The organism is Agrobacterium sp. GD03872 (genome assembly GCF_029840625.1).
Taxonomy (GTDB): domain Bacteria; phylum Pseudomonadota; class Alphaproteobacteria; order Rhizobiales; family Rhizobiaceae; genus Agrobacterium; species Agrobacterium fabrum_A.
The window spans coordinates 468510-483067 of the sequence record NZ_JAOCCY010000002.1 but is presented as its reverse complement, the minus strand read 5'-3'; the positions used below and the strand labels follow the sequence as shown (position 1 = coordinate 483067).

Annotated in this window: 13 protein-coding genes; all 13 read right to left on the bottom strand. The window is 59.8% G+C overall.

Annotated elements, in window-relative coordinates; genetic code table 11:
* Nucleotides 1-7 precede the first annotated feature (7 nt).
* Nucleotides 8-736, bottom strand: a complete 729-nt coding sequence (locus tag N5D22_RS06330) for an alpha/beta hydrolase-fold protein (protein ID WP_279654840.1) — start codon at nucleotides 734-736, stop codon at nucleotides 8-10.
* Nucleotides 733-1698: an acetylxylan esterase gene (locus tag N5D22_RS06325; RefSeq protein WP_279654839.1), complete on the bottom strand. Its 966-nt coding sequence runs from the start codon at nucleotides 1696-1698 to the stop codon at nucleotides 733-735. The genes N5D22_RS06330 and N5D22_RS06325 overlap by 4 nt, the downstream gene beginning before the upstream one ends.
* A gap of 124 nt (nucleotides 1699-1822) precedes the next feature.
* Nucleotides 1823-2749, bottom strand: a complete 927-nt coding sequence (locus N5D22_RS06320; protein ID WP_279654838.1) for a carbohydrate kinase — start codon at nucleotides 2747-2749, stop codon at nucleotides 1823-1825.
* A 100-nt stretch (nucleotides 2750-2849) separates the two neighbouring features.
* Nucleotides 2850-3548 (bottom strand): orotate phosphoribosyltransferase, encoded by a 699-nt coding sequence (locus N5D22_RS06315; RefSeq protein WP_279654837.1) that lies wholly within the window; start codon nucleotides 3546-3548, stop codon nucleotides 2850-2852.
* A gap of 165 nt (nucleotides 3549-3713) precedes the next feature.
* The gene (pyrC, locus tag N5D22_RS06310; protein ID WP_279654836.1) at nucleotides 3714-4751 is read right to left on the bottom strand and encodes a dihydroorotase; all 1038 of its coding nucleotides are present in this window, start codon (nucleotides 4749-4751) and stop codon (nucleotides 3714-3716) included.
* Between the two features lie 113 nt (nucleotides 4752-4864).
* Nucleotides 4865-5902 (bottom strand): 4-hydroxyproline epimerase, encoded by a 1038-nt coding sequence (locus N5D22_RS06305; RefSeq protein WP_279654835.1) that lies wholly within the window; start codon nucleotides 5900-5902, stop codon nucleotides 4865-4867.
* Nucleotides 5903-5974: 72 nt separating this feature from the next.
* Nucleotides 5975-7297, bottom strand: coding sequence for an alpha/beta hydrolase (locus N5D22_RS06300; RefSeq protein ID WP_279654834.1), 1323 nt, complete (start codon nucleotides 7295-7297; stop codon nucleotides 5975-5977).
* 190 nt (nucleotides 7298-7487) lie between these two features.
* Nucleotides 7488-8984 carry an acetyl-CoA hydrolase/transferase family protein gene (locus N5D22_RS06295; RefSeq protein ID WP_279654833.1) on the bottom strand — a complete coding sequence of 499 codons (1497 nt, stop codon included), beginning with the start codon at nucleotides 8982-8984 and terminating at the stop codon, nucleotides 7488-7490.
* 293 nt (nucleotides 8985-9277) lie between these two features.
* Nucleotides 9278-10078, bottom strand: a complete 801-nt coding sequence (locus tag N5D22_RS06290; protein WP_279654832.1) for a phosphodiesterase — start codon at nucleotides 10076-10078, stop codon at nucleotides 9278-9280.
* Between the two features lie 65 nt (nucleotides 10079-10143).
* The gene (locus tag N5D22_RS06285) at nucleotides 10144-11436 is read right to left on the bottom strand and encodes an ABC transporter substrate-binding protein (RefSeq protein WP_279654831.1); all 1293 of its coding nucleotides are present in this window, start codon (nucleotides 11434-11436) and stop codon (nucleotides 10144-10146) included.
* 42 nt (nucleotides 11437-11478) lie between these two features.
* On the bottom strand, nucleotides 11479-12300 hold the full coding sequence (locus tag N5D22_RS06280; RefSeq protein WP_279654830.1) for a carbohydrate ABC transporter permease: 822 nt from the start codon (nucleotides 12298-12300) through the stop codon (nucleotides 11479-11481).
* A complete protein-coding gene (locus N5D22_RS06275) occupies nucleotides 12300-13226 on the bottom strand; it encodes a sugar ABC transporter permease (protein ID WP_279654829.1) in 927 nt (308 codons plus the stop codon). Before N5D22_RS06275 ends, N5D22_RS06280 begins: the two co-directional genes overlap by 1 nt.
* Nucleotides 13223-14368, bottom strand: coding sequence for an ABC transporter ATP-binding protein (locus tag N5D22_RS06270; protein WP_279654828.1), 1146 nt, complete (start codon nucleotides 14366-14368; stop codon nucleotides 13223-13225). The genes N5D22_RS06275 and N5D22_RS06270 overlap by 4 nt, the downstream gene beginning before the upstream one ends.
* Between the last annotated feature and the right edge of the window lie 190 nt (nucleotides 14369-14558).

Sequence of the window (14558 nt, the reverse complement as noted above, 5' to 3'; positions counted from 1 at the left end):
CCCGGCCTCAAATATACAGCGCCGCCATCTTGCGCCACGCGCCCGCCCGGTGGGCGCGGCCATCCCAGACATGCATCTGATGCCCCACCTGCTTGTCCGACAGGACCCGGCTCAGTTGATGATTGTTGTCCAGAAACGGATCGGCATCACCAATGGTAAAAACCATGTCGATGCGGCGCAGGCTGTCGAGCCGCCATGGGCAGGCAAGGCCCGGCAGAAAGTGGCTGGGCATATGGAAATAAACTTCGTCGTCATAATAGCCGTCGAACAGATCCCCGAATGATTCAACCTTCATCGTCAGATCATAACGGCCGGAAAAGGCGACGAGCTTGGTAAAAAGATGCGGATGGCGGAAAACGAGGCTGGCGGCCTGAAAGGCACCGAGGCTGCAACCCTGCACAATCGTGTCACTATTCGGGTTCTTCTCAGCCATCAGCGGCAGCACTTCGTTCAGAATATACTCTTCGAAAGCGGCATGGCGACGAATGCGGTCGGCGGGATGGTGCCAGGCGGCATAAAAGGTCTCTCTGGCCAGCCCCTCTATGCAATAGAGCTGAAGGTGCCCCGCCTCGAGCTTCTCGGCCAGACTGCCGACGATGCCCAGCTCCTCATATTCGAAGAAGCGCCCGTCGCGGGTGGGGAACATCAGCACCTTGGCGCCAGAATGACCGAATATTAACAGCTCCATGTCGCGATGGAGCCTTTGACTATACCAGCGGAGATATTCGCGTTTCATGGCACCTTGAAAAACCGTCTGACCTTGTCCTTATGGACCGCATCTTGCGATGCGCTGTCAGCGTATTCGAAATGCCCGGCGTCGAGGATGAAGATTTCATTAAATTTTGATTGCGGCAGCGCATTGGCCACCGCGAACTGGCAGGGCGGTGCTACCGCCGGGTCAAAAAGCGCGGGCGCAACCAGCATCGGCACTTTTATACGGGCTGCGGCACAGGCGGCGTCGAACAGACGCAGCGTCTCAAGCACATTGGCATGGGTCTTCTGGTAAGTCTGAACCGCATCCGCACTGCCAATCGTCGGTAGCGTCAGCCAGAACGGCCGGTGTCCGAATGTCGGGACCACCAGATGACCGCGGTCGATGCGCTTGTCGAAAGGGATGGCCAGAGCGCCGATGCCGCCGCCGAAACTGATGCCGCTATAACCCACCTGCCCTTCCAGCCAGGGATAAAGGGCGACAAGGGTGGAAACGGCGACCCACAGATCGTCGACGCAGCCGCCTATGATGTAATCGTCCTTGCTATCGATATTATAGAGAACATGAAGCGCCGGATCGGATGAAATCGGCGGACAGGCGCTGAGTGACAGGCCGCGAAAACATGGAAACAGCACGGCCGTTTCTTCCACCGGCACATCGAAATCCGGCTCCCCGCGCCCGCCATAACCATGACCGACAACGAGCCCGCGGCGCACCTGTCCCTCACGCGGCAGAAGCATCCAGCCGCCGATGCGAAAGCCGCCCGTGGAGGTGTAGCAGATATCGAGGACATGCCAGCGCGGGTGGATGAGCCTGCTCTTGCGCAGCACCGGTCTCGGATCGGTGGCGAAGGCGCGGCGATAACGCTTTTTCCAGAAATCATCGAAGCCCGGCGGCGCTTCGGGCGGGGCGATGGCCAGAAGCTGTTCGCGCTGCATGCCATAGCTGGGATCGAAATCGAAAGGATGGGTTTTCGGAACACTCATGCGATGCTTGTTTCGCGAAAAAACAGCGGACACAAGCTTGATAATATCCAAATAACGGTTTTTTACGGCTTTTACGCCGGAGAGAGTGTTGAACCACCTTTTCACGATGGTTCAACCGCACCCATCACAAACCGATTTCATGCGCGAAGGGTGGATTTGCCCCGGCGCGTGAGACCGTGACGGCTGCCGCTTTTGCACCCAGCGCCAATGCTTTCCTGATCTGTTCTTCCGTCAGCGCCGCAACCTGCGCCTTGGTCAGAAGTCCCTGCATCTTCAGCGAAGCGAGGATGCCGGCATCGAAAGTATCGCCTGCGCCAACCGTATCGACCACTTCGACCCGCTCGGAGGCCACTTCCACCTTGAGATTGGCGGTGTAACCCACGGCACCCTTGGCGCCGCGGGTGACGACGACCAGTTTCGCGCCATGATGCAGCCAGTGGCGGGCAAGCGTATCCTCATCGCCTTCCAGACCGAACCAGGCAAGGTCCTCATCCGAGAATTTGACGATATCAGACATGGCCGCCATGCGGCGGATGCGGGCCATGTGGGACTGCTTGTCCTTGATGAAACCAGGACGAATATTCGGATCGAGCGAGATGACACGGCTTTCATGCTCGCGCGTCATCAGCGCCTCATAGGTGCTGCCGCACGGTTCAGGAATAAGGCTGATCGCGCCGAAATGCAGCGCCTCGCAATCCGCGCCCAGTGCCGGAAGTTCCGCCTCGGTGATCATTCGGCCGGCGGTATTCTCGTCATAGAAGGCATAGGTCGCATGGCCATCCACCAGCTTCACGAAAGCGATGGTGGTCGGCCGCGACAGCGTCGCGCAATAGCTGAAGTCGACATTGCTCGCGCGCAGGGTTTCCCGCAGGATATCGCCCATCATGTCATCGGAAAGACCGGTGAAGAAGGCGGCCGGCACGCCGAGACGTCCCAGCGCAATCGCCGTGTTGAAGACCGCTCCGCCTGCATAGGGGGCAAAACCCGCCTCACCCAGCGTCGTCTGCCGGGGCAGCATGTCGATCAGGGCTTCACCACAACACAGGATCATTACGGTCCTCCTCAAAACAGCAAATCAAATGGACTTAAATCGATTTAGACGAAGATCGATCGGAAGGCCAGCCGCAAAACCGGGCTGGCCGCATCCGAAATTAAGATTGCGGCAATTCGCTGACACCGCCGCGTTTTGCCGACCATGGCAGCGGATTATCGAGGAAGGCTTCGACCTCGGAGAGGGTCTTTTCGTCGAACAGTTTTTCAGCCCGGGCAACGGCCAGAACATCGCGCCAGGTGGTCAGGTAATGCAGCTTGACATTGCCATTGGCGAAGCGCGCTTCAGCCTCTTCGAAGATGCCGTAATAGAACAGCGCGATACCGTGATCCACGATGCCGCCCGCCGCACGGATGGCGTCGATGAAGGTGAACATCGAACCGCCGGCCGTCGTCAGATCCTCGATGACGAGAACGCGTGCGCCTTCCGGCATATGGCCTTCGATCTGGGCGTTGCGGCCATGGCCTTTCGGCTTCTTGCGGCAATAGATCATCGGCAGGCCGAGACGTTCAGCAAGGAAAGCGGCGAAGGGAATGCCCGCCGTCTCACCGCCCGCCACACAGTCGAACTTCTCGAAACCGGCCTCGCGCATGACAGCCGCCGCCGCAAAATCCATCGCCGCCGAGCGGATGCGCGGGAAGGAGATGAGCTTGCGCATATCGATGTAAACCGGGCTCTTCATGCCCGAAGCGAAGGTATAGGGGCTTTCGGAATTGAAGTGGACCGCCCTGATTTCCCACAACATCTTCGCAACCAGTTCCGCAACGACGGCGCGGTCAGTGAATGTGAAATGGTTCATAGGCGTTCTCCTTTTCGGCCCTGGTTTATCGCTCCGAAAACCCGGATCGGTTTTCGGAAAGCACAACGTCTCGGTTCAGCATTGCAGGCATCCACAGGCAGCATCGAAGGCGAATGCCTGGGGACCATAACAAAACCGCCGGCAGTGCCGGCGGTTACTAAAAAATCAACTTACATCCCAATGGAGCGGGAACATCGGATCGAATACGGTGACCGGCCCGGCGCCCGTCTCGATTTTTTCAGGAAAGGCCACCGCTTCCTCGCGCTTGACCAGCGTGATGGTCTCCTCGTTCGGCGCAAGACCGTACCAGGCCGGGCCGTGGAGCGATGCGAAGGCTTCCAGCCTGTCGAGCGCGTTTTCATCCTCGAAGACATGGGCAAGGCAGCTCATGGTGTTGATCGAGGTATAGATGCCAGCGCAGCCGCAGGCGCATTCCTTGGCAGGGTCGACATGCGGGGCGGAATCCGTGCCGAGGAAGAAGCGTGCATCGCCCGAAGTCGCGGCCGCCCGCAGCGCCAGCCGGTGTTCCTCGCGCTTGGCGACTGGCAGGCAATAATAATGCGGCTTGATACCGCCAACGAGAATGGCGTTGCGGTTGATGATGAGATGGTGGGTGGTGATGGAGCCGCCGAGGTTGGCTTTGGACGACTTGATATAGTCCACGCCGTCGCGGGTGGTGATGTGCTCCATCGTCACCTTGAGTTCCGGCAGGCGCTGGCGCAGAGGGTCCAGAACCGTATCGATGAACACCTTCTCACGGTCGAAAATATCGACTTCCGGCGTCGTCACCTCACCATGCACGCAGAGCGGCAGGCCGATCTTCGCCATGCGCTCCAGAACCGGCATGGCCTTGTTGAAATCGCGCACACCGCCATGGGAATTGGTGGTCGCACCGGCCGGGTAGAGCTTTACGGCGGTGATGAGACCGCTTTTTTTGCCCTCTTCCACATCGTCGGCCTGCGTGTCCTCGGTCAGATAGAGGGTCATCAGCGGCTCGAAGCGATCGCCCGCGGGTATTGCCTTGACGATGCGTTCGCGATAGGCGCGGGCATCGGCCGTGGTGACGACCGGCGGCACCAGGTTCGGCATGATGATGGCGCGGGCGAAATGGCGGCTCGTATCCCCGATCACCCCTTCCAGCATTGCCCCATCACGCAGGTGCAGGTGCCAGTCATCAGGGCGGCGCAGGGTGAGCGACTTCATCGGGATACCTCGGAGCATGACGGAATTGGCGCCCGCTTAGCATCTTTTGCCGCGGGAAAACAGCCGCCAAAGTTCATCGGGCGGCTGTAAATGTCTTTTTTTTGAAGCACGCTTCAGATGTTGCCCGCTTCCGGCCCCCAGACATCGGTCATGGCGAAACCATCGGCCAGCGGATCGAAGGGATCGAGACCCACCTGATGCAGACCGAAGGTGAAGCCGCGCCCGGCAATGGTGGGGATGACGGCCGGGCGGCCTGCCACTTCGGTAACGGCGGAAAGGCCGACATCGAATTCCGAACCGATGATCGAGCGGGATTTATATTCGTCTCCGACCTTTACCTTGCCGCGCGCATAAAGCGTGGCGAGATTGGCCGAATTGCCGGTGCCGCAGGGCGAGCGATCCGCCCGGCCCGGCCACATGGTGGTGCAGGTGCGGATGGAACCATCCGCATCCACATCGCGGAACATGACATAGGCGACACCGGAAATGGCCGGAATTTCCGGATGAACGACGGTCATTTCACGGTTGACCAGATACTTCAGGATCATGCCCGCCGAGACCAGTTTGGCCGCATTGGCCTTTTCGATCGTCAGGCCGATCTGGCGGACATCGACCAGCGCATAAAAGATGCCGCCGTAGGAGATATCCATGGTCACCCTGCCCCATTCGGGCGTGTCGATGCTGACATCCAGCTCATGCACGAAGGACGGCACCATGGTCAGCTTGACCTTTTCGCAGCGCCCGTCGCGGCAAGTGGCCGTGGCCCTGACCAGACCGGCGGCCGTTTCGAGGATGACAACTGTTTCCGGCTCCTGCATTTCCACCATGCCGCTTTCCAGAAGTGCGGTCGTGGCGCAGATGGAATTCGAGCCCGAGCTGGCATGCGCCTGATCGGGCTGGAGAATGACGAAAGCAGCATGTGCATCCGGGTGCTTCGGCGGCAGGAGAAGATTGACCGAGCCCATCGGCGTGCCACGCGGCTCCAGCGTCAGGAAGCGGCGCAGCGCCTCGCCCTGGCGGTCCGTATTCATCCAGTGAAGCTGCTCGGCCACCGTATTGCCCGGAATTTTCGGCGCGCCGCCGGTGACGACACGGCCGATTTCGCCTTCGCAATGAACATCGAGAAGCTGGAGGGTGCGTTTCCAACGCATGGGATCTTACTCCGGAAATTGGGTTGCTCGCCGGAACCATATAGATAAAAATACAAGCTGTATACAAATCTGTCAGCGATTACGGCATTCCGTGCGGTTGCGGTTGGCGGCGGCGCTGCAGTTCAGTTTCGAGGGCTGAAGAGCCTCGTCATCAACAACCGCACCAGCCGTATCGCCCACCGATCCGACGGTGTTTTCCATGGAGCGGCCGAGCCGTTCCATCTGCCGGCCGTAATTTTCCCGCGTGCGCGGGTCAAACACCGCAATCGGTGCGCTGACGACGACGCTGGCAGCCGTTCCGACGGTTTGGGCGGCGCCTATGCTGACCGCACCCAGAGCCTCACCCAGACCGACATCGGAATCCGTCACTGTCTGCCCGGCGATGAGGCGGTCGCCGATAAGCCGGACGACTTCCGGGCTTTCGGCAAATTTGCCATGGTTCAGGCGGTCGCCGGATTGCAGCTTGGTGAGATCGAGCACAGTGATGCCGGCCTTTTCCAGCTCGCTGCGATAGGGTTCGACGGACGGGTCGATCTGGCCGAGACGATCGACATTGCCGGAAATGCGGCGTGACAGGCTGAGCGCCCGGTCGTCCTGCGAAACGAAGAGGGTGAATTTTGGCGGCGTCTTGCCGAGGCTTGCAAACTGCCGGCCGAACACGTCCACATCGAGATCCGGCGCAGCCAGGATGACATTGCTGATCTTCGGATCGACGCGGCCATTGCGAATGGCCATCTGGCGCAGCGCCTCCACCGCAAGCCAGGTGCCCATGGAGTGGGCCATGACGGTGACCTCACCAATGGACTTGTCCCTGGCGAGACGCGTCAGCATCTCCTCCAGCGCATCACGGGAGTAGTTGGTGCTTTCCTTGTCGTAATTATAGTCGAAAATGCTCGCCCGGGACGGCCAGGTGAAAACGACCGGGACGACATCCGTGCCGGAATCATGGACGATCTGGGCAAAGCGATAGACCGATTCCTCGTAGCGGTTGTTGAACCCGTGCACGAAAACCAGCACACGGCGGTCCTTCTGGATATGTCTGCCGATCCAGCTTCTAGTCTCCGCCTCGGACCGAATTGGCTCCACCGCCACCGTGGTGAAATCCTTCAGCGGGTTCGGCGGCAGTTTTTTCGGCCATTGCACCTGCCCGACCTTGCGATTGGCATCGGGAGGAATGGACACGGTGACTGCGTCCACCTTCAGACCCGTTCCACGTTCGCCGCCGAACAGCACGGCGGTATTTTCCGATGGCGCGCGGGTGGTGGCGACGAGAAGATTGACCGGCGTTGTACCCGCCACAGTCTGCCCCGTTGGCGTCATGACCCCGATAGGCCGCCCCCCGCAGCTGGCAAGCACGGCGACAATGGCGATCATGGCCACGAAGCGAATGGGCATCACATCACTCTCCTACAACCCAGGGGCAGCCGGAAAGCAGCCGGGGGGAGAGGATTTTCTACCGGAGGCGGAACTGCCGCGCCAGCAACCTGAGCACAGTACAGGATAATTTCCGCCCCGGTGTGTCCAAACAGACCCAATTACGGGTGAATCGGCGAGACCCTCAGCAACGCATCCGTAAACGGCGGCCCTATGAATGCGGCAGCATAGTGCCCTTTTCGCGCAGCGCACTATGCCAGGACAGGGCCTCTTCGATGAGATGCGGCGTGTGCCCGCCCCGCGCCGCAGCTCGCTGGTAATAATCCATCAACGCATCGCGATAATCGGAATGCACGCAGTTCGCGATGATGACCGCCGCACGCTCGCGCGGGGCCAAACCACGCAGATCGGCCAGCCCGGTCTCGGTGACGAGGATATCGACATCATGTTCGGTATGATCGACATGGCTGACCATCGGCACGACACTGGAAATGGCCCCGCCCTTGGCGATGGATTTGGTGACGAAGATGGACATATAGGCGTTGCGGGCGAAATCGCCCGAGCCGCCGATACCATTCATCATGTGTGTTCCGCCCACATGGGTGGAATTGACGTTTCCATAAATATCGAATTCCAGCGCCGTGTTGATGCCGATGATGCCAAGGCGGCGGATGACTTCCGGATGGTTGCTGACCTCCTGCGGGCGGAGGATCAACCTGCTCTTGTAGTCGGCGAGGCGGGGCATGACCTTCGCGTTCATTGCGGAAGACAGTGTGATCGATGATCCCGAAGCGAAAGACAGCTTGCCCGTATCGAACAGTTCGAAAGTCGAATCCTGCAAGACCTCCGAGTACATTTTGAGATCGTGGAACGGCGTATCGATAAATCCGTGCATCACGGCATTGGCGATGGTGCCGATGCCGGCCTGCAGCGGCTGGAGCTCATGGGTCATGCGGCCGTGACGCACCTCGTTCAGCAGGAATTCGGTGAGATGGCCGGCAATGGCCTTCGTCTCATCGTCGGGCGGCAACACCGTGGAAAAACTGTCGGACTTGTCGCTCAGCACGATGGCGGCGATTTTTTCCGGCGGCACCGGAATGAAGGGCAGACCGACACGGCTGTCCGTCGCCACCACCGGAATAGGCATGCGCGTCGGGCGTTTGGCGGGAATGAAGATGTCGTGCAACCCCTCCAGTACCTCAGGCTGCGACAGGTTGATTTCGACGATGACCTTATCGGCCAGAATGGCGAAGCTCGCGGAATTGCCGACAGAGGTGGTCGGCACGATGCCGCCTTCCGCCGTGATCGCCACCGCCTCGACAATGGCGATATCGACCCCGTGGATCTGGCCGCCGCGCAATTGCTCGACCGTTTCGGAAAGATGCTGATCGATGAACATCACCTTGCCGTCATTGATCGCCTTGCGCAAAGCCGGATCGGACTGGAACGGCATGCGACGCGCCAGCATGCCCGCCTCGACCATGGTCTTGTCGAGATCGTTGCCAAGCGATGCCCCGGTCATCAGGGTGATTTTCATGGGGTTCGTTTTGGCGCGCTCGGCCAGCGCCAGCGGCACGGCCTTCGCTTCGCCTGCCCGCGTAAAGCCGCTCATGCCGATAGTCATGCCATCCTGAATGAGACTGGCGGCCTCTTCGGCGCTGACAATCCTGTTCAAGAGGGATGCGTTGCGGATACGCTTTTCAAGCATGCAATTCTCCATGATCTGTCATCACGATGGCACGTCATTCGGCTGGCCACCTTTCGGTGACTATGGCGTGCAGTTTCGTCGATCAAACTGACATAGATCAAGGGCGTGAACAGAACCATGGCTTCAACGCATCAAATCCCGTTCAACAAACCACAAGTGGCGCATCGACGCGACAGGCTGCGGGGCTCTTGCACCATCGCAGCCTTGCAATCGGCAAAAGACTGACGCCAGGCCTCGTCACCGGCAGCAGGCGATGAGGCGAAGGGCCTCATCGCAGCCAGAATGACCGTACCTCAGGGGCCTTCGCAGACCGGGGCCTGACCAAGCACGACCTGCCCGACTTCCGCATCATAGGCACGCAGCCCGAATACACCGAGGCTTATGACCCTGTAACAGGGATTGCCGCCCGTCCACAGCGGATCGGCAACATCGATATCGGTGATGAAACGGTGCGCGCAGGCCTGACCGGAGCTGTAGGCTATGCCTTCGGCGGTGGTGCCCGCCATCGGCACATGGATATGGCCAAAGATAATATGCCGGATACCGGCCGGATGGGCGGCGAGGCGGCGCATGACCGCGCCGTTGTCATGCATGCCGATATGTGCGAAATGCCGGATACCGCAATCCATCGGCGGGTGGTGAATGAAGATCGTTGCCGGCAGGTCGCCCGCACCTTCAAGAGCGTTTTCCAACCACGACAGCCGATCCGCGCCATACATACCGCCGATGACATCGGCCTCATGGCTGTCGAGAAACAGCAGGCGGCCGAATTCAGTATCGATGAAGGACTGGATATAGCCGTTGTCGTCACGCGGCTGCTCCGGAAAAGCCGTCACGAATTCCGGACGACGGTCGTGATTACCGAGCATCAGCCGCACTGGCACCGAAACGGGCGCGAGAATGTCGCGCAGCAGCTCATAGGCCTCCGGCTCGCCGTAATTGCAGAGATCGCCGGTTATGACCAGAAGATCGGCGTCGGCGTGTTTTTCGACAATATCGGCGACAGCCGCACGCAGCTGTTTTTCGGGATCCACACCATTCACCGCAATGCCCGGCGGTACGAGATGGGTGTCGGTAATCTGGATGATCTTCATGTCAATCTTTCCGCACAAAAATGGCTGCGGGAACGGATTTCCCCGCAGCCTTTTCGATAGTTCGCTTATTTCATCAGGGCGTTGGTCTGCTCGACGATCTGCTTGAGACCGGCTTCCGGCGTCACCTCACCGCGCATGACGGTGCCGATGATGTCGCGCTGGGTGCGCCAGATGCGGACGGACTCACCGCCCGGATAAGCGCCCCAGGGCAGAGAACGGTCGGCCTGCAGGGAGGCAGTCTTCACATTCGGGTTCTCGACATAATAGGGCGCCAGGAAGTCCGGGCCGGTGGCCAGCTTGTTGGTCGGCAGGTAGCCGGTGATGCGAACGATGGTGTTCTGCGCTTCCGGACCGGTGATCCACTTCAGGTACTTCCAGGCGGCGTCCTGCTTGGCTTTTTCCTGGGTCAGGATAACAGCCGAGTTGCCGCCGGTCGGAACGCCGCCCTTTTCCTTGTTGTCGAGCGGGAAGGTCGCCGTCTTCAGCTTGAAGCGGTCGCCGACCAGCCCCTGAATCGTCTGCACATGGGCAGGGGTCGAGAAGATGAAGCCGGTGAGGCCTGCACCGAACTGCTGGCGGGACTGATCCCAGTCGAGCAGGTTCTGGCCACCTTCGGTGACGAACTGGCGGGTCATTTTCAGCGCATTGAGGCCGATTTCATTATCAAAAGCAACGGTCTTCGTCTTTTCATCGACGAGCTTTCCGCCCTGTTCGAAGATGAGCGCCTGCCACAGCCAATCGTCGCCCCAGCCATTGATGTCGTAGCTCATGCCAGCCAATTTCGGATCGAGAGCCTTGATCTTCTTTGCGAGAGCGATGAGTTCCGGGAAGGTCGTCGGCATCTTGTCGGGATCACCGCCAGCCTTGGTCACGAGCTCGGAGTTGATGTAGATGATCGGCGAGGAAGCGTTGACCGGCAGGCCATATTGCTTGCCGTCGATCTGGCCGAGTGCAGCCATCTTCGGGCTGTAGTTCTTGTCGAGGAAAGCCTGACCGCCTTCCGCCTGGATGAACGGGCCGAGATCGGTGATCTGGTTGCGCGGCGCGAGCGTGTGAACGAGTTCCGCCGTCAGATTGTAGCCCGAGAAATAGACATCAGGCAGATTGCCGGTCACGGCAGAGCGCAGAACCTGCTGCTGGCCTTCGTTGTAACCGGCGGCCGGCGCGAGGAAGTTGATCTTCACATCCGGGTTCTTCTTCATGAATTCATCGGCCAGCGGCTGATGGAACTTCGTAAAGCCCGGCAGGTTGTAGAGAACGTTGAGCGTGACTTCAGCGGCCAGAACCGGCTGTGCGAGGCCCGCAAAAGCCATGCCAAGAGCCAGACCGCCCATTACAGCGCGTCGGTTGAGTTTCATGTCAGTCTCCAGAGAGGTTGGGAGGAGGAAGTCTGAACGGCGTCACTTGACGCCGGTCATGGTAATACCGGCGATGAAGTGCCGCCGTGCGAGGAGGAAGCACAGCACCATCGGCGCGGTAATCAGTGTGGCACCCGCCATCAGCGCACCGTAATTCGCGCCGGATTCGATATCCGCGAAGAACATCATGCCGAGGGGCGGAGGAGCCAGATTTGTGTCGGAGATCACGATCATCGGCCAGTAAAGGTCGTTCCAGTGGGCAACGAGCGAGAAGACGGAGAACGCAGCAAGCGAAGGCAGCGAACCGCGCAGGACCAGGCCCCAGCAAATCTCCATTTCCGAAAACCCGTCCATGCGCGCCGCTTCGATGATCTCATCCGGATAGCTTCTGAAGGACTGGTTGAAGAGGAAGATGGCGAAAACCGACAGGAAAAAGGGCATCATCATCGCAAAATAGGTGTTGAGCAATTGCGTCACCGCGAGACCGACGAAGAGAGGCAGCGCCAGCGCCTGGATGGGCACGGAAAGCGCGGCGACGACAAGACCCAGCAAGAGCTTGCGCCCCGGAAAACGTAGTTTAGCCAGTGCATAGGCCGCAGGAACCGATGTCAGGATCTGCACCAACAGGATGCCGAAACATACGATGACGCCGTTCAGCATGAAACGTGCCATGGGCACCTGGCCGGCTGCGCGGGAATAATTCTCGACAGCGTCGAACTTCTCGGGGATCGGCCAGAATGACACACTGAAGACCTCCGCCGGGGAGCGGATGGATGTCAGTACCATCCAGTAGAACGGCAGAAGCATGACGAAAGCACCGAGCGAGAGCACGAGATGCGGTAGATATTTGCGAAGCCCGGACATTAGTAGTGCACCTTCCGGTCCATATGCAGCGTCTGGCCGATCGACAGGATCAGCACGATCGCGAGAAAAATCAGGGTCAGCGCGGCCGCATAACCCGTATTCGAATATTCAAAACCTTCAAGATAGAGAACATACAGCAATGTTTCCGAGCCAAAGCGGCCCTTGGTCAGCACGGCGACAGTCTCGAACACCTTGAAGGCCGAGATGGAGGTGGTGACCACGACGAACATGGTGGTCGGTCCGAGCATCGGCCATGTCACGGTCAGAAACCGGTCAACCGGGTTCTTGGCGCCATCCAGCCGCGCCGCTTCGTGCAGATCCTTCGAAATGGCGGTGAGGCCGGCGAGAAACAGCACCATGTTGAAACCTAGAACCTGCCAGATGCCGATCAGCGCCATGGTGGGAATGAGGAGAACAGGGTTGGAGAGGAAGGCGACGGGCTCGAAACCGAGCCATTTGATCGCCGCATTCACCGGTCCGAGCGACGGGTGCAGCAGGAATTGCCACACGGTCGCCATGGCGACAAGCGTTGCGGTGACAGGAAGGAAATAGGCCACTTCCCAGAAGGCGCGGCTGCGCTTGCGATGATAGACGAGCAAAGCCGCGCCGAGCGCCAGAAACACGCCGAAGGGAATGACGATGGCTGCATAGATGACTGTATTCATCAGTGCTCGTAGAAAAACCGGATCCTGAAACGCCTTGAAGAAGTTTCCGAGACCGACAAAGCCGGCGGATAGTCCACCGAGCTGGTAGTCGGTAAGCGAAAAGACCGCCAGAACGAGCATCGGCACAATATAGACAGCCAGGAGAAGCAGGCTTGCGGGCGCTGCAAACATCAGGCCGCGCCAGATCATCCGCCGGTCGGCCTTCGACAGTCGCCGTCGGGCCTTCGCGCGCGCCGCCGTGGAAAAATCGACCGCCGTCATGCCGGCACCCGTTCACGCGTCGTCACCTTGCGGCGCAGCCCATCGGCCGCGAAAAGATGCGCGCGTTCCGGCGCAAAGCCAAGGGTCATCACACCACCCGCATCCGCGCCCAGCGCCTCGCCGGCACCTTGACGCAAGGTGATGGCGACGGTCTCGTCGCTCAGCAGGCGGCAGCTCACAAAGCGGTCAGCGCCGTGGGTTTCACTGCGCACCACGCGCACGGCGAAACCTTCTTCGCCCGGATGCAGGTCCTCGGCACGAAGGCCGAGCGTCGCCGGGCCGGCGTCGCGGCCTGCGCCTTCGATGCCGAGATCGCGTCCAAAAGCCGTGACCTTGCCCTGCGTATCGATTTCGACCGGCACCAGGTTGATCGAGGGCGTGCCGATGAAACGCGCGACCGTCAGTGTCGCCGGTTTGCGGTAAAGCTCGTCCGGAGTACCGAGCTGCTCGATGCGGCCTTCCGACATCAGCGCGATGCGGTCGGACATGGTCATGGCTTCGATCTGGTCGTGGGTGACATAGATGAAGGTTGCCCCAAGCCGGCGGTGCAGGCCCGCCAGTTCCTCACGCATATGGGCGCGAAGCTTCGCATCGAGGTTGGAGAGCGGTTCGTCCATCAGAAAGGCGGCAGGCGAACGCACCAGCGCCCGGGCGAGCGCCACGCGCTGGCGCTGGCCACCGGAAAGCTGCGCCGGCTTGCGATCCAGCAGATGCGCGATCTGCAGCGTCTCGGCCGCCTGCTCGACAGCGGCGTCGATCTGCCTCAGCGTTTCCGCCGGGGCCGCAAACCGCCCGACCAGCGGCAGGCGCGCGGCAAGGGGCAGACGACGCATTCTGAGCGGTGTCGCAATGTTCTGGCGCACGCTCATATGCGGATAGAGGGCATAGGACTGGAACACCATCGCCAGATTGCGGTCGCTCGGATCAACCTCGGTCACATCCTGGTCGCCGATCGAGACCGAACCGCGATCCGGCGTTTCCAGCCCCGCGATGATGCGCAAAAGTGTGGACTTGCCGCAGCCCGACATGCCGACAAGGGACAAAAACTCTCCGGGACGGATGGAGAGATCGATCTCCTTCAAAACATCGTCAGCCCCGAAGCCTTTGCCGATGCCCGAAAGTTCAAGTGATTGTGGCGTCATTCTGCGCTCCTTTTCTGGAGCGCATATGCTTATATTGTATGACAATATGACGAAGGTTTGCGGAAACTTCGATGACACAAGAAAGCCCGGTAATCTCGGGCTATCGGAAAACCCTGCGGTACAGGCCTCTACACAAAACCACTAATATTTTGGGGGTCATTTGCAAATATTCGGAGCTCGTATTTGCAGG